The sequence below is a fragment of the Staphylococcus caeli genome (assembly GCF_900097965.1).
GTDB classification, from domain to species: Bacteria; Bacillota; Bacilli; order Staphylococcales; family Staphylococcaceae; genus Staphylococcus; species Staphylococcus caeli.
This window is the reverse complement of sequence record NZ_FMPG01000001.1, coordinates 589,616-612,506: the sequence shown is the minus strand read 5'-3', so window position 1 is coordinate 612,506 and position 22,891 is coordinate 589,616. Positions and strand designations below refer to the sequence as shown.

Below are 22,891 nucleotides of genomic sequence, written 5' to 3'. Positions count from 1 at the left end.
AAAATAATCCTGTTATGAGAAAGCGTTTGAAGCTGCCGAACTGAGGGATAGACGAAGCGAGCTTACAAGTGGTAAGTGAGCAAGGAAAACCCGAAAGAGAGAAAAGATGCGAACGCTTGTCTCATGGCAGGAAAAGCTCCTTAGCGCCGAAGGTAGCAGACTTACGTTCCGCAAGAGTAGGGTAAGAGGAACACATGAGTATTTACTCATGTGTAAACGTCACTAACTCATTAAAATGAGAGTGACGTTTTACAGGCAATTTGAAACCCAACAGGGTCTCTTTTTTTGTCAAAAGAGCTTAACTTCTAGTTCGAAGAACTCAAAAATAATCCTGTTATGAGAAAGCGTTTGAAGCTGCCGAACTGAGGGATAGACGAAGCGAGCTTACAAGTGGTAAGTGAGCAAGGAAAACCCGAAAGAGAGAAAAGATGCGAACGCTTGTCTCATGGCGGGAAAAACTCCTTAGCGCCGAAGGTAGCAGACTTACGTTCCGCAAGAGTAGGGTAAGAGGAACACATGAGTATTTACTCATGTGTAAACGTCACTAACTCATTAAAATGAGAGTGACGTTTTACAGGCAATTTGAAACCCAACAGGGTCTCTTTTTTTTGTCAAAAGAGCTTAATTTCCAGTTCAAAGAACTGAAAATTAAGCTGCTATGAGAAAGCGTTTGAAGCTGCCGAACTGAGAGATAGACGAAAATATTATATAATTCGAATATTGCAAGCGGTGCACCGCTTGCATAAGTGTTACTAAATTCAATAAATTGAAAAGTAACACTTTATCGAATAAAGCATATTCAATACATCATTTATGTTTTCACTAATTTAAATAAAATATCTACTTTATTTCATGATTGATGTTGTAATTGTTTATTTGCATAATGTTTTTATTAATGCATCAGTATGTGCTTCAAGTTGATCATAAGGTATGCCGCCAAATCCAAGTATGAATTTAACAGTAGATGCATTATGATCATATAGCGAAAAAGGTGTGATTTTTAAATTGTTATTTTCTGCATTTTTCAAACAATCTTCCAATGATAAATCATTTATAATAGTTAAAGTAAAGTGCATGCCTGCCAATGCACCATCAATTTGTAATTGGTCTTCATATTTTTTTAGTTTTTCGGTAATTAATGTAAGTTTATTTTTATATACTTTTCTCATTTTATTCAAATGACGTTCAAAACTACCAGATTTCATGAAATTAGCGACTATTTTTTGCATATGTGTTGGTACAGTATTCCCCTCTTTATTATCTATGTTTTTATATTGCTGTAATAATTTTTTAGGTAAAACAAGATAGGCAATTCTACAACTGGGAAATAAAGATTTAGAGAATGTGCTCATGTAAATTACTTTATCATGTGTATCTAAACTTTGTAGTGCCGGTATTGGTTTTCCAAAATAACGAAATTCAGAGTCATAATCATCTTCAATAATATATCTTGCTTCATTTTGATGTGCCCAATTGATGAGTTGGGTGCGTTTTTTTAAATTCATGACATAGCCTGTAGGGAATTGATGTGATGGTGTGACATAGGTAATGTTATTTTGTGATTTATTTACATATGATAGATCTATTCCAGTTTTAGTAACGGGTACTTGCAAGTATGATATTTGCTTTTTATCAAGTACTTGCTTTATAGGTGGATAACTTGGATTTTCTATATTAAATTGCTCATTGTTTAGTATTTCAGTAAGTAGGTTGATTAATTGTTCGGTGGAGGACCCTATAATAATTTGTTCAGGGTGACATGATACACCTCTACTATTGAATAAGTAATGTGCTATTTCTTGTCTTAAGGACCAATCACCATCTGGATTAGCATGTTGAAGTAAATTCATTTGGTTGTCATCAAAAACATCACGTGCATATTTTCTAAATTGCTGCATTGGAAAATATTCAGTATCAATTTCTGATACATTAAAGGCATATTTGAAATCTTTTTTACGAGTATATGAGTTTTCAGTAGTGAACTTTTGTCCTGTTTGCGTATTATTTTTATTAATAATAGGTAGTGTTTCGATATCTGAAACAAAGTAACCTGAACGTGGTTTAGAATAGATATATCCTTCATCTAGTAAGTACTGATAAGCATGTTCTATTGTTGTATTACTTACGGATAAGTGTTGACTTAGTGCACGTTTTGATGGGAATTTATCATCAGATTGATATTGTCCTTCAATTATTTGACGCTTTAAATTTTCGTATAAATCTAAATATAAGTGTTTTTTTGGCATGTCATCTGACCCCTTAAATTATTTTTAAATTGCACCTTTTTAAATACCAGTTTATCTTTTAAAATGAATTTAATCAACTAAGTAAAGGGGAAATACATAAATGTCTAAAGTTACTGGATCAGAAAGAGTAAAAAGAGGAATGGCAGAAATGCAAAAAGGTGGCGTCATCATGGACGTTGTCAATGCAGAACAAGCTAAGATCGCAGAAGAAGCAGGAGCTGTAGCTGTTATGGCACTAGAACGTGTACCTTCTGATATTAGAGCGGCAGGTGGCGTTGCACGTATGGCTAATCCTAAAATCATAGAAGAAGTTATGAATGCAGTATCAATCCCTGTTATGGCTAAAGGTCGTATCGGACATATCACTGAAGCACGTGTACTTGAATCAATGGGTGTGGACTATATTGATGAATCAGAAGTGTTAACACCTGCTGATGAAGAATACCACTTACGCAAAGATACATTTACTGTACCATTCGTATGTGGTTGTCGTAATTTAGGTGAGGCTGCGCGTCGTATTGGTGAAGGTGCAGCGATGTTACGTACAAAAGGTGAGCCTGGTACAGGTAACATTGTGGAAGCAGTGAGACATATGCGTCAAGTTAACTCAGAAGTAAGTCGTTTAACAGTTATGAATGATGATGAAATTATGACAGAAGCTAAAAATATTGGGGCACCTTTTGAAGTGTTGAAAAATATCAAAGAAAACGGGAAGTTACCTGTTGTAAACTTTGCGGCTGGTGGTGTTGCAACACCTCAAGATGCAGCGTTAATGATGGAATTAGGCGCAGATGGTGTCTTTGTTGGATCAGGTATTTTTAAATCTGAAGATCCTGAAAAATTTGCTAAAGCTATTGTTCAAGCAACAACACACTACCAAGATTATGAACTTATTGGTCGTTTAGCGAAAGAATTAGGTACAGCAATGAAAGGTTTAGACATTAACGAACTTTCATTAGAAGAACGTATGCAAGAGCGTGGTTGGTAAAATGAAGATTGGTGTATTAGCGTTGCAAGGCGCAGTAAGAGAGCATATACATCATATTGAGTTGAGTGGCCATGAAGGTGTAGCGATTAAACGTGTTGAGCAATTATCGACGATTGATGGGTTAATTTTACCTGGTGGTGAGTCTACGACACTGCGTAGATTAATGGATTTGTATGGTTTTAAAGAGGCATTACAACAATCTGCGTTACCAATGTTTGGTACATGTGCAGGTTTGATTGTCTTAGCAAAAGAAATTGTAGGCGAAGAAGGTTATTTAAATAAGCTAGATATCACTGTACAAAGAAATTCATTTGGCAGACAAGTCGATAGTTTTGAAAGTGAATTAGATGTGCAAGGTATCGCTCCAGATATTGAAGGCGTTTTTATTAGAGCGCCACATATTGAATCAACACATGGAGAAGCGTCAGTACTGAGTAAGGTTGGTGAAAAGATTGTAGCTGTTCAAGAGGGGCGTTATTTAGGCGTTTCATTCCACCCTGAACTTACAGACGATTACAGAGTGACACAATATTTCATTGAAAAAATCGTCAAACCAGCATGTTTAAAAAATAATTAAATTAAGCATTAAAAAGCAGCAGGGCGAATGCCCCTACTGCTTTTTTGTATATATGTTTAAATGAAAAATCCTGCGATTGCTGCTGAAATAAATGAAACTAATGTTGCACCGAATAATAATTTCAATCCGAATCGTGCAACAACATCACCTTTTTCACTGTTTAGCGATTTGATTGCACCAGCAATAATACCAATTGAGCTAAAGTTTGCAAATGATACAACGAAGACTGAGATGACACCTTTTGTATGTTCACCTATATCTTTCGCTTGGTTCAAGCTTTGCATTGCAACGAACTCATTGGATAATAATTTTGTGGCCATAATAGAACCTGCCTGAACAGCATCGTTCCAAGGAACACCAATTAAGAAAGCAAATGGTGCAAATACGAAACCAATGAGCGTTTGGAAATCCCAAGTAATACTGCCACCAGAAACCCAAGTGAAGATAGCACTTACAACACCATTAAGTAATGCAATGATTGCGATGTAACCAATTAGCATGGCACCAACGATAACGGCAACTTTAAATCCATCTAGAATGTATTCACCCAACATTTCGAAGAATGATTGTTTCTCGATTTTGCTTTCTGCCACAATACGTTTATCTTCTTCAGGATCAACTCTATAAGGATTGATAATAGATGCGATGATGAAACCGCCGAAGAGGTTTAACACGACTGCTGTTACTACATAACGCGGTTCAATCAGTGTAAAATATGCACCAATAATAGACGCTGATACTGTAGACATTGCAGATGCAGTTAATGTATATAGGCGTTGTTTTGATATGTGTGCTAATTCATGTTTTAAAGAAATAAATACTTCGGATTGTCCTAAAATTGCTGCGGCTACAGCATTATAAGACTCTAAACGGCCCATACCGTTGATTTTAGAAATCGCGATACCCAATAAGTTAATAATTAACGGTAATATACGTGTATATTGTAAAATACCGATTAACGCTGAAATAAATACGATTGGTAATAATACGTTAAAGAAGAATGGTGGATTTTTTGGATCAACAAATTCAAATCCACCAAAAACAAAGTTTACACCTTGAGCAGCTTGTTGTAATAAATAGTTAAATCCAAATGATATGCCGCCAATGACTGTGATACCGAATTGCGTTTTAAGTAATATAAAGGCAAATACAAGTTGTATAACAAGTAATAAACCAATATATTGCCAACGAATATTTTTTCTATCTGAGCTAAATAGAAACGCTAATGCAAGAAAGATTGCTATCCCAATTAAACCAATAATAATATGCATGAGTTATTCATCCCTTTTAATTTTTCTTAATATCTATAATACAATAAAATTGGTAGCACTTACATAATTATTTTAAAATTTCTAAAACATATTGGTTGAAAAAGGTCAAAGTTGGTCATATAATATAGTCAAAGAAGGTCAAAAGAGGTGATAATCATGCATAATATGTCAGACATCATAGAACAATACATTAAAAAATTATTTGAAGACACCAATGAAGACGTTGTTGAAATTCAACGTGCGAACATTGCACAGCGTTTTGACTGTGTGCCTTCTCAGCTTAACTATGTAATTAAGACACGTTTTACTAATGAACATGGTTATGAAATTGAAAGTAAAAGAGGTGGCGGTGGTTATATTCGAATCACCAAAATTGAAAATAGAGATGAAACAGGCTACATTAATCACTTGCTTCAGTTAATCGGGCCGTCGATTTCCCAGCAACAAGCATATTATATCGTTGATGGATTATTAGATAAAGCATACATTACTGAACGAGAAGCGAAAATGATATATGCCGTTATTGATAGAGAGACTTTAAAGATGGATGTATTATCGAGGGATATCATCCGTGCAAACATAATTAAACGTCTATTACATGTTATAAATTATTATTAAAGCGAGGTGGTTCGCCGTGCTATGCGAAAATTGTCATTTAAATGAAGCTGAAGTGAAATTGACAGTTAAAGGGCAAGATGGCATCAATGAAAAATGGGTTTGCGCTACGTGTGCACAAGGGGGGAACCCTTGGACACAAAACCAACAAATAGCATCACAAGATGATATCGAAGGTGCTTTTGTTGTTAAACAGATTTTGCAACATTTAGCAGCAAAACATGGCATTGATTTTGATGAAATTACATTTAAAGAAGAAAAGCGTTGTCCTACTTGCCAAATGACATTAAAGGATATCGCACATGTTGGTAAATTTGGCTGTGCTGATTGTTATGCGACATTTAAAGATGACATCGTTGACATAGTACGACGAGTACAAGGTGGTCAAATTGAACATGTTGGAAAAACACCCAAATCTTCACATAGAAAATTAGCCTTAAAAAAACAAATTGAAGAGCAAACTGCATACTTGAATCACTTAATAGAAACTCAAAACTTTGAAGAAGCAGCCGTTGTGAGAGATGAAATTAAGGCGTTGAGAGATCAAAGTGAGGTGAAACGTGATGAGTAATGACATTAGTGGGTATATGAGCGAATGGATGCGAAATAAAGAGGATAGCCCAATAATCATGTCTTCAAGAATACGACTAGCACGAAACCTTGAAAATTATGTACATCCACTCATGTTTCCGTCTGAACAAGAGGGTTATAGAGTTATAAATGAAGTTCAAGATGCGCTTCCCGATTTGACTGTACAACGCTTAGATGCGATGGATCAGCAAAATAAATATAAACTTGTGGCGAAACATCTTATTAGTCCGGAATTAATTAAACAACCAGCTTCAGCTGTATTGCTTAATGATGATGAGTCATTAAGTATTATGGTGAATGAAGAAGATCATATTCGAATTCAAGCAATGGGTAATGATTTGTCATTATCTTCACTTTATGAGAAAGCGTCAGAAATTGATGATCGACTGGATGCTGAATTAGACGTGAGCTTTGATGAAACATTAGGCTATTTAACAACCTGTCCGACAAATATAGGTACTGGTATGCGGGCAAGTGTCATGTTGCATTTACCAGGTTTAGCTATCATGAAACGGATGAATCGTATCGCTCAAACGATAAATCGTTTTGGTTTTACAATTAGAGGTATTTATGGAGAAGGTTCGCAAGTTTATGGTCATATTTATCAAATTTCCAATCAATTAACACTCGGAAAAAATGAAGAAGACATCATAGAAAGCTTATCCGAAGTGGTTCAGCAAATTATTAATGAAGAAATGCAAATTCGACAACGATTGAATCGTCATAATCACACTGAGACGTTAGATAGAGTGTATCGTTCGTTAGGAATTTTAAAATATAGTAGACTGATATCTATGGAAGAGGCTTCATTAAGATTGAGTGAAGTGAAGCTAGGTATAGATTTAGAATACATTGAATTAGAGAATTTTAAATTTAATGAATTAATGGTAGCAATACAATCACCATTTTTATTGGATGAAGAAGATGAACGAACAGTTAATGAAAAAAGAGCCGATATATTAAGAACGCATATAAATTAGGAGGTTACGCAATGTTATTTGGAAGATTAACAGAGAGAGCACAACGTGTACTAGCACATGCTCAAGAAGAAGCCATTCGCTTAAACCATTCAAATATTGGAACAGAGCATTTACTATTAGGTTTAATGAAAGAACCAGAAGGAATTGCTGCGAAAGTATTAGAAACTTTTGATATTACTGAAGAAAAAGTAGTTGAAGAAGTTGAAAAATTAATCGGGCATGGACAAGAACAAATGGGTGCATTACATTATACACCTCGTGCGAAAAAAGTCATTGAGTTATCTATGGATGAAGCAAGAAAGTTACACCATAACTTTGTTGGAACAGAGCACATTTTACTGGGCTTAATCAGAGAAAACGAAGGTGTGGCGGCACGTGTATTTGCTAACTTAGATCTAAATATAACTAAAGCACGTGCACAAGTAGTGAAAGCTTTAGGTAGCCCGGAAATGAGTAACAAGAATGCGCAAGCAAGCAAATCTAATAACACGCCTACACTTGATAGTCTTGCAAGAGACTTAACGGTTATTGCGAAAGACGGCACATTAGATCCAGTTATTGGAAGAGACAAAGAAATCACAAGAGTAATCGAAGTATTAAGTCGTCGTACGAAAAATAATCCAGTATTAATTGGTGAACCAGGTGTAGGTAAAACTGCAATTGCAGAGGGCTTAGCGCAAGCAATTGTTAACAATGAAGTTCCTGAAACACTTAAAGGAAAACGTGTCATGTCACTAGATATGGGGACTGTTGTTGCTGGTACAAAATATCGTGGTGAATTTGAAGAACGCTTGAAAAAAGTTATGGAAGAGATTCATCAAGCGGGTAACGTTATTCTATTTATTGATGAATTACACACATTAGTTGGTGCTGGTGGAGCAGAAGGTGCTATCGATGCATCAAATATTCTTAAACCTGCGTTAGCGCGTGGTGAACTTCAATGTATTGGCGCAACGACATTAGACGAATACCGTAAGAATATTGAAAAAGATGCCGCACTGGAACGTCGTTTCCAACCAGTACAAGTCGATGAGCCTACTGTAGAAGATACAATCGAAATCTTAAAAGGTTTACGTGATCGCTATGAAGCACATCATCGTATTAACATTTCGGATGAAGCTTTAGAAGCAGCTGCAAAATTAAGTCATCGCTACGTTTCAGATCGCTTCTTACCTGATAAGGCAATTGATTTAATTGATGAGGCAAGCTCAAAAGTTAGACTAAAAAGTCATACAACACCACCAAACTTAAAAGAAATTGAACAGCAAATAGAGCAAGTTAAAAATGAAAAAGACGCTGCTGTACATGCGCAAGAATTTGAAAATGCAGCGAACTTACGTGATAAACAAACGAAATTAGAAAAACAATATGAAGAAGCCAATAATAATTGGAAAAATGCTCAGAATGGCGATAACACATCATTATCTGAAGAAGATATTGGCGAAGTCATTGCTGGTTGGACAGGTATCCCACTAACTAAAATTAACGAAACAGAATCAGATCGCTTGTTAAACTTAGAAGGTACGTTACACAACAGAGTAATCGGTCAACAAGATGCAGTCACTTCTATCAGTAAAGCCGTTAGACGTGCGAGAGCTGGCTTAAAAGATCCTAAACGTCCAATTGGTAGTTTCATTTTCTTAGGTCCTACAGGTGTAGGTAAAACTGAATTAGCACGTGCATTAGCAGAGTCTATGTTTGGTGAAGATGATGCCATGATTCGTGTTGATATGAGTGAATTTATGGAGAAACATGCTGTCAGCCGTTTAGTTGGTGCACCTCCAGGTTACGTAGGTCATGACGATGGTGGACAACTTACTGAAAAAGTTAGACGTAAACCATACTCAGTGATTCTATTTGATGAAATTGAAAAAGCACACCCAGATGTATTTAATATTCTATTACAAGTGTTAGATGATGGTCATTTAACAGATACAAAAGGTCGTCGTGTCGATTTCCGTAATACAGTTATTATTATGACATCTAACGTTGGTGCACAAGAATTACAAGATCAACGTTTTGCTGGATTCGGGGGTGCTTCAGAAGGCCAAGATTACGAAACAATTCGTAAAACTATGATGAAAGAACTAAAAAACGCATTCCGTCCAGAGTTCTTAAATCGTGTTGACGATATCATTGTATTCCACAAATTGTCTAAAGAAGAATTGAAACAAATTGTGACTATGATGGTTAACAAACTTACAAATCGTCTTTCAGAACAAGATATTAATATTACAGTTACAGAAGCGGCAAAAGAAAAAATAGCTGAAGAAGGTTACGATCCAGAGTACGGTGCAAGACCGTTAATTCGTGCTATTCAAAAAACAGTTGAAGATAATTTGAGTGAATTAATTTTAGACGGTAACCAAATTGAAGGTAAAGAAGTTAAAATTGATCACGACGGTAAAGAATTTAAGTACGATATTACTGAAAGAAAAGATTCAAAAGAAGAAAAAGAAACAACAGAATCATAAAAGTTATAATTAAGATTAAAGGGCTTTCCAAATATGTATATATTTGGGGAGCTCTTTAGTGTTTAAACATAAAAAATATATGTATATGTGATGAGTAGTTTTACCCAAACGATTTATAATATCATTGGTACTATACAATCCTGCGTGGTATTTTATAACAATAGTCGCAAAAGTATTATCAGTATTTAGAATTTTCACTACGTTTTATGAATATAAAATCAGTGAATTAATTTATTAATAATAAAATTTGTTTTTACAGTGACAGAGGTTTAAAATAGATTTGTTCAAGGAAAGATGGAGGTGCTGTTTTGGCTAAAAAGAAAGTGATTTTTGAATGTATGGCATGTGGTTACCAGTCACCAAAGTGGATGGGGAAATGTCCCAACTGTGATGGCTGGAATCAAATGGAAGAAATTGTTGAACAAAAGGCAGCAAGTCCAAAACATGGCGTGCGCAGTCGAGACAACGTTTCTAAAGTGCAGAAATTAAATGAGATTAAACATGAAACGACTCCAAGAGTGAAGACGAATTCAGAGGAGTTTAATCGTGTGCTTGGCGGAGGAATTGTAAATGGTTCACTCGTCTTAATTGGCGGAGATCCAGGAATTGGTAAATCGACATTACTCCTGCAAATATGTGCGGCGTTATCACAATCTAAGAATGTACTATATATCACGGGTGAAGAATCGTTAAATCAAACGAAACTCAGAGCTGAAAGATTAGATGAAGATTCCAGTGAATTAAATGTTTTTGCGGAAACGGATTTAGAAATCATTCATGAAACAGTTAAACAAATTAAGCCTGATTTGTTAGTCGTCGATTCGATACAGACGGTATTTCATCCTGAAATTAGCTCGGCGCCAGGTTCGGTCTCTCAAGTTAGAGAAAGTACTCAGAGTTTGATGAATATTGCGAAACAAATGAACATAGCGACGTTTATCGTTGGTCATGTTACCAAAGAAGGTCAGATAGCGGGGCCACGTTTGTTAGAGCATATGGTAGATACTGTGCTTTACTTCGAAGGTGATGAACATCATGCGTATCGTATTTTAAGAGCTGTGAAAAACCGTTTTGGTTCAACGAATGAAATGGGTATTTTTGAGATGAAACAAACTGGTTTGAAAGGTGTTCGCAATCCGTCAGAAATGTTTTTAGAAGAACGTTCGACAAATGTGCCAGGTTCGACAATTGTTTCTACTATGGAAGGAACACGACCGCTCCTGATTGAAATACAGGCATTGGTGACACCAACGACATTTAATAATCCAAGACGTATGGCAACAGGTATTGACCATAATCGTTTGAGTTTGTTAATGGCAGTGTTGGAGAAAAAAGAAAATTATTTACTACAACAGCAAGATGCTTATATTAAAGTGGCCGGGGGTGTAAGACTTACAGAACCGGCAGTAGATTTAGGTATTGTCGTAGCTACTGCTTCAAGCTTTAAAGATTTAACTGTAGATGGGCTGGATTGTTTTATTGGTGAAGTTGGTTTAACAGGTGAAGTTAGACGAGTTTCACGTATAGAACAACGCGTCCAAGAAGCGGAAAAATTAGGATTCAAACGTGTGATTATTCCAGAATCGAATATTGGCGGATGGCAGTTTCCAGAAGGAATTAAAGTAATAGGTGTTAAGAATGTACATGAAGCATTAAAGTATGCATTGACGAAGCACTAATAAAGCATAGAAAATAAACTAATGAAATTTAGACAGAAAGGGGTGTTAACTTGTGAATATGATAAGGTTAATTGTAATCTTGTGCTACATAATTTTGGGTGCAAGCTTGGGTGTATATCTCCTACCAGAAATTATTGAGGATGCTGGTCTAAGCAACTTGCCATTGTTAACAAATACTTATTTTAATGGTCTGCTGGGCATCATTATATTTTTCTTGATTTTTGGTTGGTTTATTAAAAAAGCCACGTACGCATTAAAAGAATTAGAACAAAATATCATGCGTCAAAGTGCAGTCGAAATACTTTTTGCAACAATAGGGCTCATGATAGGTTTACTTATTTCAGTTATGATATCTTTTATATTTCAAATCATCGGAAACAGTGTGATTAATCATTTTGTTCCAATTATTATTACCATTATTTTGGGTTACTTTGGCTTCCAATTCGGTTTGCGTAAGCGTGATGAGATGCTCCTTTTTTTACCAGAGAACATGGCGCGTTCCATGTCTATCAATGCGCGTAATGCTGTTCCAAAAATTATTGATACAAGTGCGATTATTGATGGCCGTATTTTAGATATTATTGAATGCGGGTTTATTGATGGTGAAATATTAATCCCCCAAGGTGTCATCAATGAATTACAAATAATTGCAGATGCGAATGATAGTGTAAAACGTGAAAAAGGACAACGTGGTTTAGATATATTAAATTCATTATATGATACCAATCACCCAACGCGAATTATTCACCCTACTAAGACACATAGTGACATTGATGCGATGTTGATTAAGTTGGCGCAACATTATCGAGCACATATCATCACTACAGATTTTAATTTGAATAAAGTATGTCACGTTCAAGGATTACAAGCATTGAATGTGAATGATCTATCAGAGGCGATTAAACCATCAGTACATCAAGGTGATCGATTCAACTTATTGCTAACTAAAATGGGTAAAGAGTCAGGACAAGCAGTGGGCTATTTAGATGATGGCACAATGGTTGTTGTAGATAATGCTAAAAAATACATTGGTGAACATATTGATTTAGAAGTTATTAGTTTATTGCAAACATCATCAGGTAGAATTATCTTCGCGAAAAAAATAAATTAAAGTTAAAGGTTTTGTGTGAAGTGTCACAGTTTCACATGAAACCTTTTTACTATGGTAGAGAACTGACTGTTTAAATAGCATGAATAAGTCTATAAGCGTGGCGTTATCATAAATAGCATTAAAATGCTACAATAGATAGCGAAATTGTATTTCTAAATAGTGCGATTCAGTGTGAGTTAGAGCGAAGATGAGCTGGTTGTGGAGCATTGAAAAACTTTATTTAGAGGTACTTTAAAAATTAACAACCTATGGTATTATTAATAAGCGATGCATCATATACTTTTGATTGGTTAAACGTTATGTTTTTACGTATGAATTCAATGTTGAAAACAGGCATTTGACTAATAGGTGATGTTTATTAGGAACACGAAATTAATGAATAAGATGCGACATAATAACTAATTTTATAAAAACAGGAGTGAACATAATGAGTAATCGTGTAAGGGTAAGATACGCACCAAGTCCAACAGGATATTTGCATATCGGTAATGCAAGAACTGCATTATTCAACTATTTATTTGCTAAACATTATGATGGTGATTTTGTTATTCGTATAGAAGATACGGATAGTAAACGTAATTTAACAGATGGAGAGTCTTCACAATTTGATAACTTAAAATGGTTAGGTATCGATTGGGACGAATCTGTTGATAAAGACAAAGGATACGGACCTTATCGTCAATCAGAACGTGCAGATATTTATAATCCACTTATTCAGCAATTATTGGATGAGGACAAAGCATATAAATGTTATATGACGGAAGACGAACTAGAGGCAGAACGTCAGCAACAAATTGAACGTGGAGAAATGCCACGTTATGGTGGTAAACATGCACACTTGACTGAAGCAGAACGTCAACAATTTGAAGCGGAAGGACGTCAGCCATCAATCCGTTTCCGTGTACCACAAGATACAACATATTCATTTGATGACATGGTTAAAGGTGAAATTTCGTTTGACTCAAATAATATGGGTGATTGGGTTATTGTTAAAAAAGATGGTGTGCCTACGTATAACTTTGCGGTTGCTATTGATGATCATTACATGGAAATCTCAGACGTTATTCGTGGTGACGACCATATCTCAAATACACCAAAACAGTTAATGATTTATGAAACATTTGGTTGGGAAGCGCCAAGATTTGCACATATGTCACTTATCGTAAACGAAGAACGTAAAAAATTAAGTAAACGTGATGGTCAAATCCTACAATTTATTGAACAATATCGCGATTTAGGCTATTTACCAGAAGCGTTATTTAACTTTATTACATTATTAGGTTGGTCACCTGAAGGCGAAGATGAAATTTATTCTAAAGAAGACTTTATTAAAATCTTTGATGAAAAACGTTTATCTAAGTCACCAGCATTTTTCGATAAACAGAAACTTGCATGGGTAAATAATCAATATATGAAACAAAAAGATACTGAAACAGTTTTTGAGTTGGCTTTACCACACTTAATTAAAGCTGAATTATTGCCTGAAAATCCAAGTGAGTCGGATTTAGACTGGGGGCGTAAACTTGTTGCGCTTTACCAAAAAGAAATGAGTTATGCTGGAGAAATCGTTCCATTATCTGAATTATTCTTCCGTGATGAACAAACTTTAGGTGATGAGGAACAAGAAATTATCAACGGCGAACAAGTTCCAGAGTTGATGAGTCACTTATACAGCAAATTAGAAGCACTTGAACCGTTTGAGGCTGCAGAAATTAAAAAAACAATTAAAGAAGTACAAAAAGAAACTGGAATCAAAGGTAAGCAGTTATTCATGCCGATACGTGTGGCTGTAACTGGACAAATGCATGGCCCAGAATTACCAAATACAATTGAAGTGTTAGGTAAAGATAAAGTATTATCCCGTTTAAACAAATATGTCTAATAGCTAAACGAAGTTAATGATTGGATTAAATAGATAACACTTGAAAAATCATGTTAAACAACCTATGATTAAAGTTGAAATTACCAAAGGATTAGTAAGTGATGAACAGTGTCAAGAGAGTGTGCGGTTGCTGTGAGCACATCACTGAAATTACGGAATGCACCTTTGCGTTTGAATTAAATAACTTTAAAGAGTACATGTAAGTTGCGATACTTTTTGTTCATCACATGATTGAATGAATGACTTAAGGGCTTATATGAAAAATAAGAGTGGAACCGTGCATAAGCGCCTCTAACAAATTGAGTTAGAGGTGCTTTTTTATAAGGAGGTAACAACCTTGTTTAAAATTTTGAAAAGAATAAAAGACGATGTGAATATGGTATTTGAACAAGACCCTGCAGCACGAACAACATTAGAGGTTGTGACGTCATATGCAGGCATACATGCCGTGTGGAGCCATTTGATTGCACATGAATTATATAAAAAGAAAAAGTTCGTACTTGCACGATTAATATCTCAAGTAACTCGTTTTTTCACGGGAATTGAAATACATCCAGGTGCGCAAATTGGAAGACGTTTATTTATTGACCATGGTATGGGCGTAGTTATTGGGGAGACATGTAGAATAGGTGACAATGTAACAATTTACCAAGGTGTGACTTTAGGTGGTACGGGTAAAGAAAAAGGAAAACGTCACCCAGATATAGGAGATAATGTACTTATTGCAGCAGGTGCCAAAGTATTAGGTAACATTACGATTCATTCAAATGTGAATATTGGCGCGAATTCAGTTGTTTTAAACTCTGTCCCAAGTTATTCAACAGTGGTCGGTATCCCAGGACATATCGTTAAACAAGATGGTAAGCGTATCGGAAAAACATTTGACCATCGCAATTTACCTGATCCAATATATGAGCAGTTAAAAGAGTTAGAAAAACAACTTGAGAAAACAAGAAATGGAGAGATACAAGATGATTACATTATATAATACATTAACACGTCAGAAAGAGACGTTCGAACCGATCGAACCAGGTAAGGTTAAAATGTATGTTTGTGGACCAACCGTATATAACTATATTCATATTGGAAATGCAAGACCTGCTATCAATTACGATGTAGTTAGAAGATATTTCGAATATCAAGGGTATGAAGTCGTTTATGTATCTAATTTTACTGATGTAGATGACAAATTAATTAAACGTTCTAAAGAGTTAGACGAATCGGTTGAAACGATTGCCGACCGTTACATCAAAGCATTTCATGAAGATGTAGGGGCACTAAATGTTAGAAAAGCAACGTCTAATCCACGCGTAATGAATCATATGGATGACATTATTCAATTTATTAAAGAACTTGTCGATGAAGGTTACGCATATGAAAGTGGCGGAGACGTTTATTTTAGAACACGCAAATTTGATGGATATGGCAAGTTGAGTCACCAATCTTTAAATGATTTAAAAGTCGGCGCACGTATTGAGCAAGGTGAACAGAAAGAGGATGCGCTTGATTTTACACTATGGAAGCAAGCAAAACCTGGTGAAATCAGTTGGGAAAGTCCATTTGGTGAAGGGAGACCCGGTTGGCACATAGAGTGTTCTGTTATGGCATATCACGAGCTTGGTGCGACGATAGATATTCATGCAGGTGGTTCGGATTTACAATTCCCACATCACGAAAATGAAATTGCCCAATCAGAAGCACATAACCACGCACCATTCGCAAATTATTGGATGCACAATGGTTTTATTAACATAGATAATGAAAAAATGAGTAAATCTCTTGGAAACTTTGTTTTAGTACATGACATTATTAAACAAATTGATCCTGATGTTTTACGCTTTTTCATGATTAGCGTGCATTATAGAAGCCCGATTAACTATAATATGGAACTTGTTGAAGCAGCGAAAAGTGGCTTAGAACGTGTACGTAATAGTTATCAAGCTATTGTAGAACGTGAAGCGATTGCTACAAATATCGAAGATCAAGAGGAATATATTTTAGAAATTGAGAAGGTGCTTCAACAATTCGAAGCCGTAATGAATGACGATTTTAATACAGCAAATGCAATTACAGCTTGGTACGACTTAGCAAAATTAGCGAATAAATATGTATTAGAGCAATCTACTTCTACGCAAGTTATTCAACGTTTCAAAGAAGTGTATCAAATTTTCAGTGATGTACTAGGTGTGCCGCTTAAGGATAAACATAGTGATGAATTATTGGATGAAGAGATCGAGGCCTTAATTGAAGAGCGTAATCAGGCTAGAAAAAATAAAGACTTTGCACGTGCTGATGAAATTCGTGACCAATTAAAAGAACAAAATATTATCTTAGAAGATACGCCTCAAGGTGTTAGATTTAAACGTGGTTAATATGGATAACAAACTATTAAATCCACTGACACTTGCATATATGGGTGACGCAGTCCTGGATCAACATGTGAGAGCATATATTGTGTTGAAGTTGAAAGCAAAGCCCAATCGATTGCATCAAGAAGCAAAGCGTTATGTATCTGCTAAAAGTCAGGCACAGACATTGGAAGCCTTGCTCGAAAGTGAATGGTTTACTGAGGAAGAGCTAGATATAGTCCGTCGTGGTCGCAATGCTAAGAGCTATACAAAAGCTAAAAATACTGATATTCAAACATATAGAAAAAGTTCAGGTTTAGAAGCGGTCATCGGCTATCTATACTTGGAAAAAGAGCACGAACGATTAACAACACTATTGGAGTGTATCATCCAAAATGTAAATGAAAGGTAGTGATACTATGGAAGAAATCGTTATCGTTGGTCGACATGCGGTCAAAGAAGCAATCGTGTCAGATCATACAATTAATAAAATTTTAATACAAGATACCATCAAAAAAGGCCAAATAAATGAAATTTTAAAATTAGCAAATAGTAAAAAAATCATAGTGCAATCAGTACCGAAATCAAAAATCGACAACTTATCTGATGCACCACATCAAGGCATCGCAGCATATATTGCACCTTATGAGTATGCAGACTTTGATGCGTTTTTAACAACACAAAAGCAACAAGATAAACTTTCAACCGTACTAATTTTAGATGGACTAGAAGATCCACATAATTTGGGTTCTATACTCAGAACAGCTGATGCATCAGGTGTGGACGGTGTGATTATACCGAAACGTCGCTCTGTCGCATTAACTCAAACTGTTGCTAAGGCGTCAACAGGTGCAATTCAACATATCCCCGTGATGCGTGTGACTAATTTGGCTAATACTATAGAAGTCCTTAAAGACAATGGATACTGGGTAGTAGGTACAGAAGCGGAAAACTCTACAGATTATAGAGAAATGGATGCAGGTATGCCCCTTGCGATAGTTATTGGCAGTGAAGGTCAAGGTATGAGTCGTTTAGTTAAAGAAAAATGCGACTTTTATATCAATATTCCTATGGTGGGACATGTAAATAGTCTTAATGCATCTGTTGCTGCGAGTTTAATGATGTATGAAGTGTTCCGTAAGAGAAATGCGATTGGGGACAAGGCATGAAGGATCGTTATTTAATCATTGATGGATATAACATGATTGGGCATTCACAAGAATTAAGTCGTATAGCAAAAGATAATCTAGAAGAAGCACGCGACCAATTACTTACTGCGATTGCAAATTATAATGCAGTCATTGCAGATGAAGTTGTTTGTGTATTTGATGCTTATGAACAAGCTGGCGCACATTCAGAATATATGTATCATGGCGTTAAAACGATATTCACTAAAGAAAAAGAAACTGCGGATAGTTATATAGAGCGCTACGTTTATGACTTGTATGATAAACATACGAGACATATTACAGTAGTTACTAGCGATATGAGTGAACAGCATGCGATTTTTGGTGCAGGTGCTTATCGTGTATCTTCAAGAGAAATGTGGAGAGATCTGAGAGAGAACGAACTTTCTGTTTCAAAGAAGTTAGATGGTTTTAATGAACAAAAGCCAAGGACGCGTATCGAACTATCAAATGAAATATTAGAAGAATTTGAGAAACTTAGACGCGGTGATAATCACAAATAAACATAATGCAGTTTGATTTTTTTATAACATGACAGGTATGCTAACTTTACTTTTATAAAGAAAGGAACTTGTCATGCAAGAGGCACCTTTAAACAATCAAGAACAAACAACAAGTGACAACAACCGAGCACTCAGATTCAAAGATGTACCTCAGATATTACAGATGCTTTCACCTATGATTCGTTTACGTTTGAATCACTATTCAATTCATCCAAATGATCAAGATGACTTATGCCAAGACGTACTTATTAAATTATACAGAGCGTTTAAACACTTTGATTTTGAAGCGGAGATTCCATTGGAGCATTATGTCAACAGAGTGATTAAGAATGTGAAAAATGATTATATACGTCATAAACGATACAGTTACGAACGCCAAGCAAAGTTAATTAATGAATATATCGTTGATTATAATAATAGTAAGGTAGAGCGATCGTTAGATACGCACATTTTAGCAGTAGATATTGGTACTAAATTACAACAAAGTATGACTAACTTAACCCATCTAGAACAAACTGTAGTCCTGTACTTATTAAATGGCTACAAACCTAACGAAATAGCGGCTACTTTAGATTTACGTATTAAAGTGGTTTACAATGCAATACAACGTTGTAAAATGAAGTTGAAACGTAATTTTAAAATGAAAACTAAATAAAACCATATATCTAAGTTTTGAAATATGACCCAACTAGGGTAATGATACATGATTGTTGATTGACAATTGACTCAGAAGTTATGTATAGTAGATTGGTATTATAATGAGTAAGGGGAAGTCTAATGAAGAAAGTACCATTAAGTTGTGAAGTGTGTGGTAATAGAAATTATAACGTTCCCAAACAAAGTAATCTTACATCCAGACTAGAGCTAAAAAAACATTGTCCGAGATGTAATGCACATACGTTGCATAAGGAATCGAAATGACAAAATTAAAAAGCAATTGAGTGCATGTATACTTCCAATTTGAGTTGGGTGTATTGTATGGACTTGATTTGTTGCCTGAAATAAGCAAATAAGGAATAACGAATTATACGGAGGTCTTATAAATGGCTAAAAAAGAAAATTTCTTCCAAGGCGTTAAGTCGGAAATGGAAAAAACGAGCTGGCCGACTAAAGAAGAATTATTTAAGTATACGGTCATTGTGGTGGCTACTGTAGTATTTTTCTTAGTGTTCTTCTATGCCTTAGACTTAGGAATTGGTAGAATTATAGAGTTAATCAAATAGATAGGAGTGACGACATGTCTGAAGAAGTTGGCGCAAAGCGTTGGTATGCAGTGCATACTTACTCTGGTTACGAGAATAAAGTGAAACAGAATTTAGAAAAACGTGTGGAATCTATGAATATGACAGAACAAATATTCAGAGTAGTTATACCAGAAGAAGAGGAAACGCAAGTTAAAGATGGAAAAGCTAAAACTTTAACTAAAAAGACATTCCCAGGTTATGTATTGGTAGAATTAGTAATGACTGATGAATCGTGGTACATAGTTAGGAATACACCAGGCGTGACAGGTTTTGTTGGTTCTGCAGGTGCAGGTTCTAAACCTAATCCTTTACTGCCGGAAGAAGCACGCTTTATCCTTAAACAAATGGGGATGAAGGAAAAAACAATTGATGTTGAAATCGAACTAGGTGAGCAAGTGAGAATTAAATCAGGTCCATTTGCGAATCAAGTTGGAGAAGTTCAAGAAATTGAAACAGATAAATTCAAGCTTACTGTTCTCGTAGACATGTTTGGTAGAGAAACGCCAGTTGAAGTAGAATTCGATCAAGTTGAAAAACTATAACAATAAATACAGAAATAGTATCTGTATCAGACGACACCTATCGCGCTAATCGGGAAGGTGTCGTTTTACTTAAGTTGAAATTTAAGTTTTGAGGAAATTGTAATATTTAGGGAAACTTGAGTAGAATCACAAGTATGAGAGTTAAAGACAAACATAGCTATCTCAGATTTTTCTCTATTAGGCAATAATTGACTCAATTGAAAAGGGTTTATGTTAAGTTTTTTAAACTAAGTCGATATTGCTGGGCAAGACTCAGTAATCTCTATAAGAAAATGGATTGCTGTCAGGCTCACATAAAAAAATTACAATTTACCATTGCTTTATGTAAAAGGTTAATGTTATAATACTGTGGTCGCGCTCATAGAGCGTTCATTTCGTCACGAAATGTAGAAGAGTGGGAGGACAAAACTCAGTCCTGTGACCACATCACGATATCAAGGAGGTGCACATCGTGGCTAAAAAAGTAGAAAAAGTTGTTAAATTACAAATTCCTGCAGGTAAAGCAAATCCAGCACCACCAGTTGGTCCAGCATTAGGTCAAGCAGGTGTGAATATTATGGGATTCTGTAAGGAATTCAACGCACGTACACAAGAAGACGCAGGTTTAATTATTCCGGTAGAAATCAGTGTTTATGAAGACCGTTCATTTACATTTATTACAAAAACACCACCGGCTCCAGTACTACTTAAAAAAGCAGCAGGCGTTGAAAAAGGTTCAGGCGAACCTAATAAAAACAAAGTTGCTTCAGTAACTAAAGATCAAGTACGTGAAATTGCAAACCAAAAAATGCAAGATTTAAATGCTGCAGACGAAGAAGCAGCTATGCGTATTATCGAAGGTACTGCTCGTAGTATGGGTATCACAGTACAATAATTTTAATGAATAACGAAAACATAGATTGACGATAGAAGCAGATGACAGAAATGACAAACATGATGACAGCGTTCAATATTGTCGTAGTATGAGGTGAGATGTCATTTATTAAAGGGTTGTTATAGCCCCTACGATAAAATACAACTTTCCCTCACTGTTATCTGCTCTTAGCTTGTGAAAGCAAGTAAATGTGGGAGGAAATTCCGCTAAAACCACTAAAGGAGGAACATGAAATGGCTAAAAAAAGCAAAAGATATCAAGAAGCAGCTAGTAAAATCGATCGCTTAAAACACTACAGTGTACAAGAAGCTGTTGAACTAGCTAAAGAAACAAATATCGCTAACTTTGACGCATCAGTTGAAGTAGCATTCCGTTTAGGTATTGATACTCGTAAAAATGATCAACAAATCCGTGGAGCAGTAGTGCTTCCAAACGGTACTGGTAAATCACAACGTGTATTAGTATTCGCAAAAGGAGAAAAAGCAACTGAAGCAGAAGCTGCAGGTGCTGACTTCGTAGGTGAAGGTGAATATGTTGAGAAAATCCAACAAGGTTGGTTTGACTTTGACGTAGTAGTAGCTACACCAGACATGATGGGCGAAGTTGGTAAACTTGGTCGTGTATTAGGACCAAAAGGTTTAATGCCAAACCCTAAAACTGGAACAGTAACAATGGACGTTAAAAAAGCAGTTGAAGAAATCAAAGCTGGTAAAGTTGAATACCGTGCTGAAAAATCAGGTATTGTTCATGCATCAATTGGTAAAACATCATTTGATACTGACAAACTTGTTGAAAACTTCAAAACTTTACAAGACGTATTAACTAAAGCGAAGCCTGCTTCAGCTAAAGGTACGTACTTCAAGTCTGTTGCTATAACTACAACAATGGGCCCTGGAGTTAAAATCGATACTTCAAGCTTCAAATTATCATAAAATAAATATTAAAGGCTGAAAGTTTTGCTTTCAGTCTTTAAAAAATATTGACAGTGTACATTAATTTAGTTATATTGGTTAATGTATTATTTTACCTAAGACAGTAGGAGTTAGAAATAACTTAAAAATCAATCCTACCGAGGCTAAAATTGACTTGAACGTGAGAATTTAGATCTTTCAAGCACTTTTTGCCACGGGTAGAAAGTGCTTTTTTTATTGGATTACCTAAAGTTAAGCATTAGCTAAACTTTAGAATTTCAAAATTAAAAGCACCAAAACTAAAATCTATGGAGGTGTCTAAATGTCTGCTATCATCGATGCAAAAAAACAAGAAGTTGATATCATTGCTGAACAATTAAAGAACTCAGTATCTACAGTTATCGTAGACTATCGTGGTCTAACTGTTGCTGAAGTAACTGAATTACGTTCGCAATTACGTGAAGCTGGTGTTGAATACAAAGTATTGAAAAACACTATGGTTCGCCGTGCAGCTGAACAAGCCGGTATCGACGGTTTAGATGAATTCTTAGTAGGTCCTACAGCAGTTGCTACTTCAACAGAAGATGTTGTTGCTCCAGCAAAAGTTATCGCAGGATTTGCAAAAGAACATCAAGCATTAGAAATTAAAACAGGTATCATGGAAGGCAATGTTATCACAGCAGAAGAAGTTAACACTGTTGGTACATTACCATCACACGACGGTCTTGTTTCTATGCTTTTATCAGTATTACAAGCTCCAGTCCGCAACTTCGCTTATGCAGTTAAAGCAATTGGAGAAGAAAAAGATTCTAAAGAAGAAAGCGCTGAATAATTGCGCATAAACTAATTAAAATTAATGGAGGAATAT

The 22,891-nt window shown here is 35.5% G+C and carries 23 protein-coding genes and 1 other annotated feature; of the genes, 21 read left to right on the top strand and 2 right to left on the bottom strand.

What is annotated here, in order from left to right:
* Positions 1-872: 872 nt before the first annotated feature.
* On the bottom strand, positions 873-2,246 hold the full coding sequence (gene pdxR / locus BJS11_RS02990) for a MocR-like pyridoxine biosynthesis transcription factor PdxR (protein ID WP_069994165.1): 1,374 nt from the start codon (positions 2,244-2,246) through the stop codon (positions 873-875).
* A gap of 100 nt (positions 2,247-2,346) precedes the next feature.
* On the opposite strand from pdxR, the gene pdxS reads away from it, so the two are divergent.
* Positions 2,347-3,234: a pyridoxal 5'-phosphate synthase lyase subunit PdxS gene (pdxS, locus tag BJS11_RS02985; RefSeq protein ID WP_069994166.1), complete on the top strand. Its 888-nt coding sequence runs from the start codon at positions 2,347-2,349 to the stop codon at positions 3,232-3,234.
* Position 3,235: 1 nt separating this feature from the next.
* Entirely contained in the window at positions 3,236-3,811 is a 576-nt protein-coding gene (gene pdxT / locus BJS11_RS02980; RefSeq protein ID WP_069994167.1) for a pyridoxal 5'-phosphate synthase glutaminase subunit PdxT, read from the top strand.
* Positions 3,812-3,867: 56 nt separating this feature from the next.
* Here the strand turns inward: pdxT and BJS11_RS02975 are convergent, their stop codons facing one another.
* A complete protein-coding gene (locus BJS11_RS02975) occupies positions 3,868-5,082 on the bottom strand; it encodes a NupC/NupG family nucleoside CNT transporter (RefSeq protein WP_069994168.1) in 1,215 nt (404 codons plus the stop codon).
* 156 nt (positions 5,083-5,238) lie between these two features.
* Between BJS11_RS02975 and BJS11_RS02970 the strand changes: the two genes are divergently transcribed.
* The 19 genes from BJS11_RS02970 to rplJ all read left to right on the top strand — a co-directional run bounded on the left by BJS11_RS02970 (position 5,239) and on the right by rplJ (position 22,855).
* Positions 5,239-5,700 (top strand): CtsR family transcriptional regulator, encoded by a 462-nt coding sequence (locus tag BJS11_RS02970; RefSeq protein WP_069994169.1) that lies wholly within the window; start codon positions 5,239-5,241, stop codon positions 5,698-5,700.
* A 16-nt stretch (positions 5,701-5,716) separates the two neighbouring features.
* Entirely contained in the window at positions 5,717-6,268 is a 552-nt protein-coding gene (locus tag BJS11_RS02965) for a UvrB/UvrC motif-containing protein (RefSeq protein ID WP_069994170.1), read from the top strand.
* Positions 6,261-7,268 carry a protein arginine kinase gene (locus BJS11_RS02960; RefSeq protein WP_069994171.1) on the top strand — a complete coding sequence of 336 codons (1,008 nt, stop codon included), beginning with the start codon at positions 6,261-6,263 and terminating at the stop codon, positions 7,266-7,268. The genes BJS11_RS02965 and BJS11_RS02960 overlap by 8 nt, the downstream gene beginning before the upstream one ends.
* An 11-nt stretch (positions 7,269-7,279) precedes the next feature.
* Complete coding sequence (locus BJS11_RS02955; protein WP_069994172.1) at positions 7,280-9,742, top strand: ATP-dependent Clp protease ATP-binding subunit; 2,463 nt, start codon at positions 7,280-7,282, stop codon at positions 9,740-9,742.
* 308 nt (positions 9,743-10,050) lie between these two features.
* Positions 10,051-11,421 carry a DNA repair protein RadA gene (radA, locus tag BJS11_RS02950; RefSeq protein WP_069994173.1) on the top strand — a complete coding sequence of 457 codons (1,371 nt, stop codon included), beginning with the start codon at positions 10,051-10,053 and terminating at the stop codon, positions 11,419-11,421.
* 52 nt (positions 11,422-11,473) lie between these two features.
* The gene (locus BJS11_RS02945) at positions 11,474-12,532 is read left to right on the top strand and encodes a PIN/TRAM domain-containing protein (protein WP_069994174.1); all 1,059 of its coding nucleotides are present in this window, start codon (positions 11,474-11,476) and stop codon (positions 12,530-12,532) included.
* Between the two features lie 427 nt (positions 12,533-12,959).
* Complete coding sequence (gene gltX, locus BJS11_RS02940) at positions 12,960-14,414, top strand: glutamate--tRNA ligase (RefSeq protein ID WP_069994175.1); 1,455 nt, start codon at positions 12,960-12,962, stop codon at positions 14,412-14,414.
* Between the two features lie 346 nt (positions 14,415-14,760).
* Positions 14,761-15,402, top strand: coding sequence for a serine O-acetyltransferase (gene cysE / locus BJS11_RS02935; protein WP_069994443.1), 642 nt, complete (start codon positions 14,761-14,763; stop codon positions 15,400-15,402).
* The gene (gene cysS, locus BJS11_RS02930; protein WP_069994176.1) at positions 15,386-16,786 is read left to right on the top strand and encodes a cysteine--tRNA ligase; all 1,401 of its coding nucleotides are present in this window, start codon (positions 15,386-15,388) and stop codon (positions 16,784-16,786) included. Before cysE ends, cysS begins: the two co-directional genes overlap by 17 nt.
* A 1-nt stretch (position 16,787) precedes the next feature.
* Positions 16,788-17,174 (top strand): Mini-ribonuclease 3, encoded by a 387-nt coding sequence (locus BJS11_RS02925; RefSeq protein ID WP_069994444.1) that lies wholly within the window; start codon positions 16,788-16,790, stop codon positions 17,172-17,174.
* Positions 17,175-17,181: 7 nt separating this feature from the next.
* On the top strand, positions 17,182-17,931 hold the full coding sequence (gene rlmB / locus BJS11_RS02920; protein ID WP_069994445.1) for a 23S rRNA (guanosine(2251)-2'-O)-methyltransferase RlmB: 750 nt from the start codon (positions 17,182-17,184) through the stop codon (positions 17,929-17,931).
* The gene (locus BJS11_RS02915; protein ID WP_069994177.1) at positions 17,928-18,452 is read left to right on the top strand and encodes an NYN domain-containing protein; all 525 of its coding nucleotides are present in this window, start codon (positions 17,928-17,930) and stop codon (positions 18,450-18,452) included. Before rlmB ends, BJS11_RS02915 begins: the two co-directional genes overlap by 4 nt.
* 73 nt (positions 18,453-18,525) lie before the next feature.
* On the top strand, positions 18,526-19,107 hold the full coding sequence (locus BJS11_RS02910; protein ID WP_069994178.1) for an RNA polymerase sigma factor: 582 nt from the start codon (positions 18,526-18,528) through the stop codon (positions 19,105-19,107).
* A 122-nt stretch (positions 19,108-19,229) separates the two neighbouring features.
* Positions 19,230-19,373, top strand: coding sequence for a 50S ribosomal protein L33 (gene rpmG, locus BJS11_RS02905; RefSeq protein ID WP_070014052.1), 144 nt, complete (start codon positions 19,230-19,232; stop codon positions 19,371-19,373).
* Between the two features lie 122 nt (positions 19,374-19,495).
* Positions 19,496-19,675, top strand: coding sequence for a preprotein translocase subunit SecE (secE, locus tag BJS11_RS02900; protein ID WP_002484168.1), 180 nt, complete (start codon positions 19,496-19,498; stop codon positions 19,673-19,675).
* A 14-nt stretch (positions 19,676-19,689) separates the two neighbouring features.
* Positions 19,690-20,238, top strand: coding sequence for a transcription termination/antitermination protein NusG (gene nusG / locus BJS11_RS02895; protein ID WP_069994179.1), 549 nt, complete (start codon positions 19,690-19,692; stop codon positions 20,236-20,238).
* A 451-nt stretch (positions 20,239-20,689) separates the two neighbouring features.
* Positions 20,690-21,112: a 50S ribosomal protein L11 gene (gene rplK, locus BJS11_RS02890; RefSeq protein ID WP_046837699.1), complete on the top strand. Its 423-nt coding sequence runs from the start codon at positions 20,690-20,692 to the stop codon at positions 21,110-21,112.
* A 233-nt stretch (positions 21,113-21,345) separates the two neighbouring features.
* Positions 21,346-22,044, top strand: a complete 699-nt coding sequence (rplA, locus tag BJS11_RS02885; protein WP_069994180.1) for a 50S ribosomal protein L1 — start codon at positions 21,346-21,348, stop codon at positions 22,042-22,044.
* 76 nt (positions 22,045-22,120) lie between these two features.
* Positions 22,121-22,267 (top strand) — a sequence feature (ribosomal protein L10 leader region).
* Positions 22,268-22,345: 78 nt separating this feature from the next.
* Positions 22,346-22,855, top strand: coding sequence for a 50S ribosomal protein L10 (rplJ, locus tag BJS11_RS02880; protein WP_069994181.1), 510 nt, complete (start codon positions 22,346-22,348; stop codon positions 22,853-22,855).
* Positions 22,856-22,891: the final 36 nt, after the last annotated feature.

What these genes read in the sequence shown, in the direction of transcription:
- pdxR (WP_069994165.1), bottom strand. Translation starts at nt 2,246, where the DNA reads ATGCCAAAAAAACACTTATATTTAGATTTATACGAAAATTTAAAGCGT.
- pdxS (WP_069994166.1), top strand. Translation starts at nt 2,347, where the DNA reads ATGTCTAAAGTTACTGGATCAGAAAGAGTAAAAAGAGGAATGGCAGAA.
- pdxT (WP_069994167.1), top strand. Translation starts at nt 3,236, where the DNA reads ATGAAGATTGGTGTATTAGCGTTGCAAGGCGCAGTAAGAGAGCATATA.
- BJS11_RS02975 (WP_069994168.1), bottom strand. Translation starts at nt 5,082, where the DNA reads ATGCATATTATTATTGGTTTAATTGGGATAGCAATCTTTCTTGCATTA.
- BJS11_RS02970 (WP_069994169.1), top strand. Translation starts at nt 5,239, where the DNA reads ATGCATAATATGTCAGACATCATAGAACAATACATTAAAAAATTATTT.
- BJS11_RS02960 (WP_069994171.1), top strand. Translation starts at nt 6,261, where the DNA reads ATGAGTAATGACATTAGTGGGTATATGAGCGAATGGATGCGAAATAAA.
- BJS11_RS02955 (WP_069994172.1), top strand. Translation starts at nt 7,280, where the DNA reads ATGTTATTTGGAAGATTAACAGAGAGAGCACAACGTGTACTAGCACAT.
- gltX (WP_069994175.1), top strand. Translation starts at nt 12,960, where the DNA reads ATGAGTAATCGTGTAAGGGTAAGATACGCACCAAGTCCAACAGGATAT.
- cysS (WP_069994176.1), top strand. Translation starts at nt 15,386, where the DNA reads ATGATTACATTATATAATACATTAACACGTCAGAAAGAGACGTTCGAA.
- BJS11_RS02925 (WP_069994444.1), top strand. Translation starts at nt 16,788, where the DNA reads ATGGATAACAAACTATTAAATCCACTGACACTTGCATATATGGGTGAC.
- rlmB (WP_069994445.1), top strand. Translation starts at nt 17,182, where the DNA reads ATGGAAGAAATCGTTATCGTTGGTCGACATGCGGTCAAAGAAGCAATC.
- BJS11_RS02915 (WP_069994177.1), top strand. Translation starts at nt 17,928, where the DNA reads ATGAAGGATCGTTATTTAATCATTGATGGATATAACATGATTGGGCAT.
- BJS11_RS02910 (WP_069994178.1), top strand. Translation starts at nt 18,526, where the DNA reads ATGCAAGAGGCACCTTTAAACAATCAAGAACAAACAACAAGTGACAAC.
- rpmG (WP_070014052.1), top strand. Translation starts at nt 19,230, where the DNA reads ATGAAGAAAGTACCATTAAGTTGTGAAGTGTGTGGTAATAGAAATTAT.
- secE (WP_002484168.1), top strand. Translation starts at nt 19,496, where the DNA reads ATGGCTAAAAAAGAAAATTTCTTCCAAGGCGTTAAGTCGGAAATGGAA.
- nusG (WP_069994179.1), top strand. Translation starts at nt 19,690, where the DNA reads ATGTCTGAAGAAGTTGGCGCAAAGCGTTGGTATGCAGTGCATACTTAC.
- rplA (WP_069994180.1), top strand. Translation starts at nt 21,346, where the DNA reads ATGGCTAAAAAAAGCAAAAGATATCAAGAAGCAGCTAGTAAAATCGAT.
- rplJ (WP_069994181.1), top strand. Translation starts at nt 22,346, where the DNA reads ATGTCTGCTATCATCGATGCAAAAAAACAAGAAGTTGATATCATTGCT.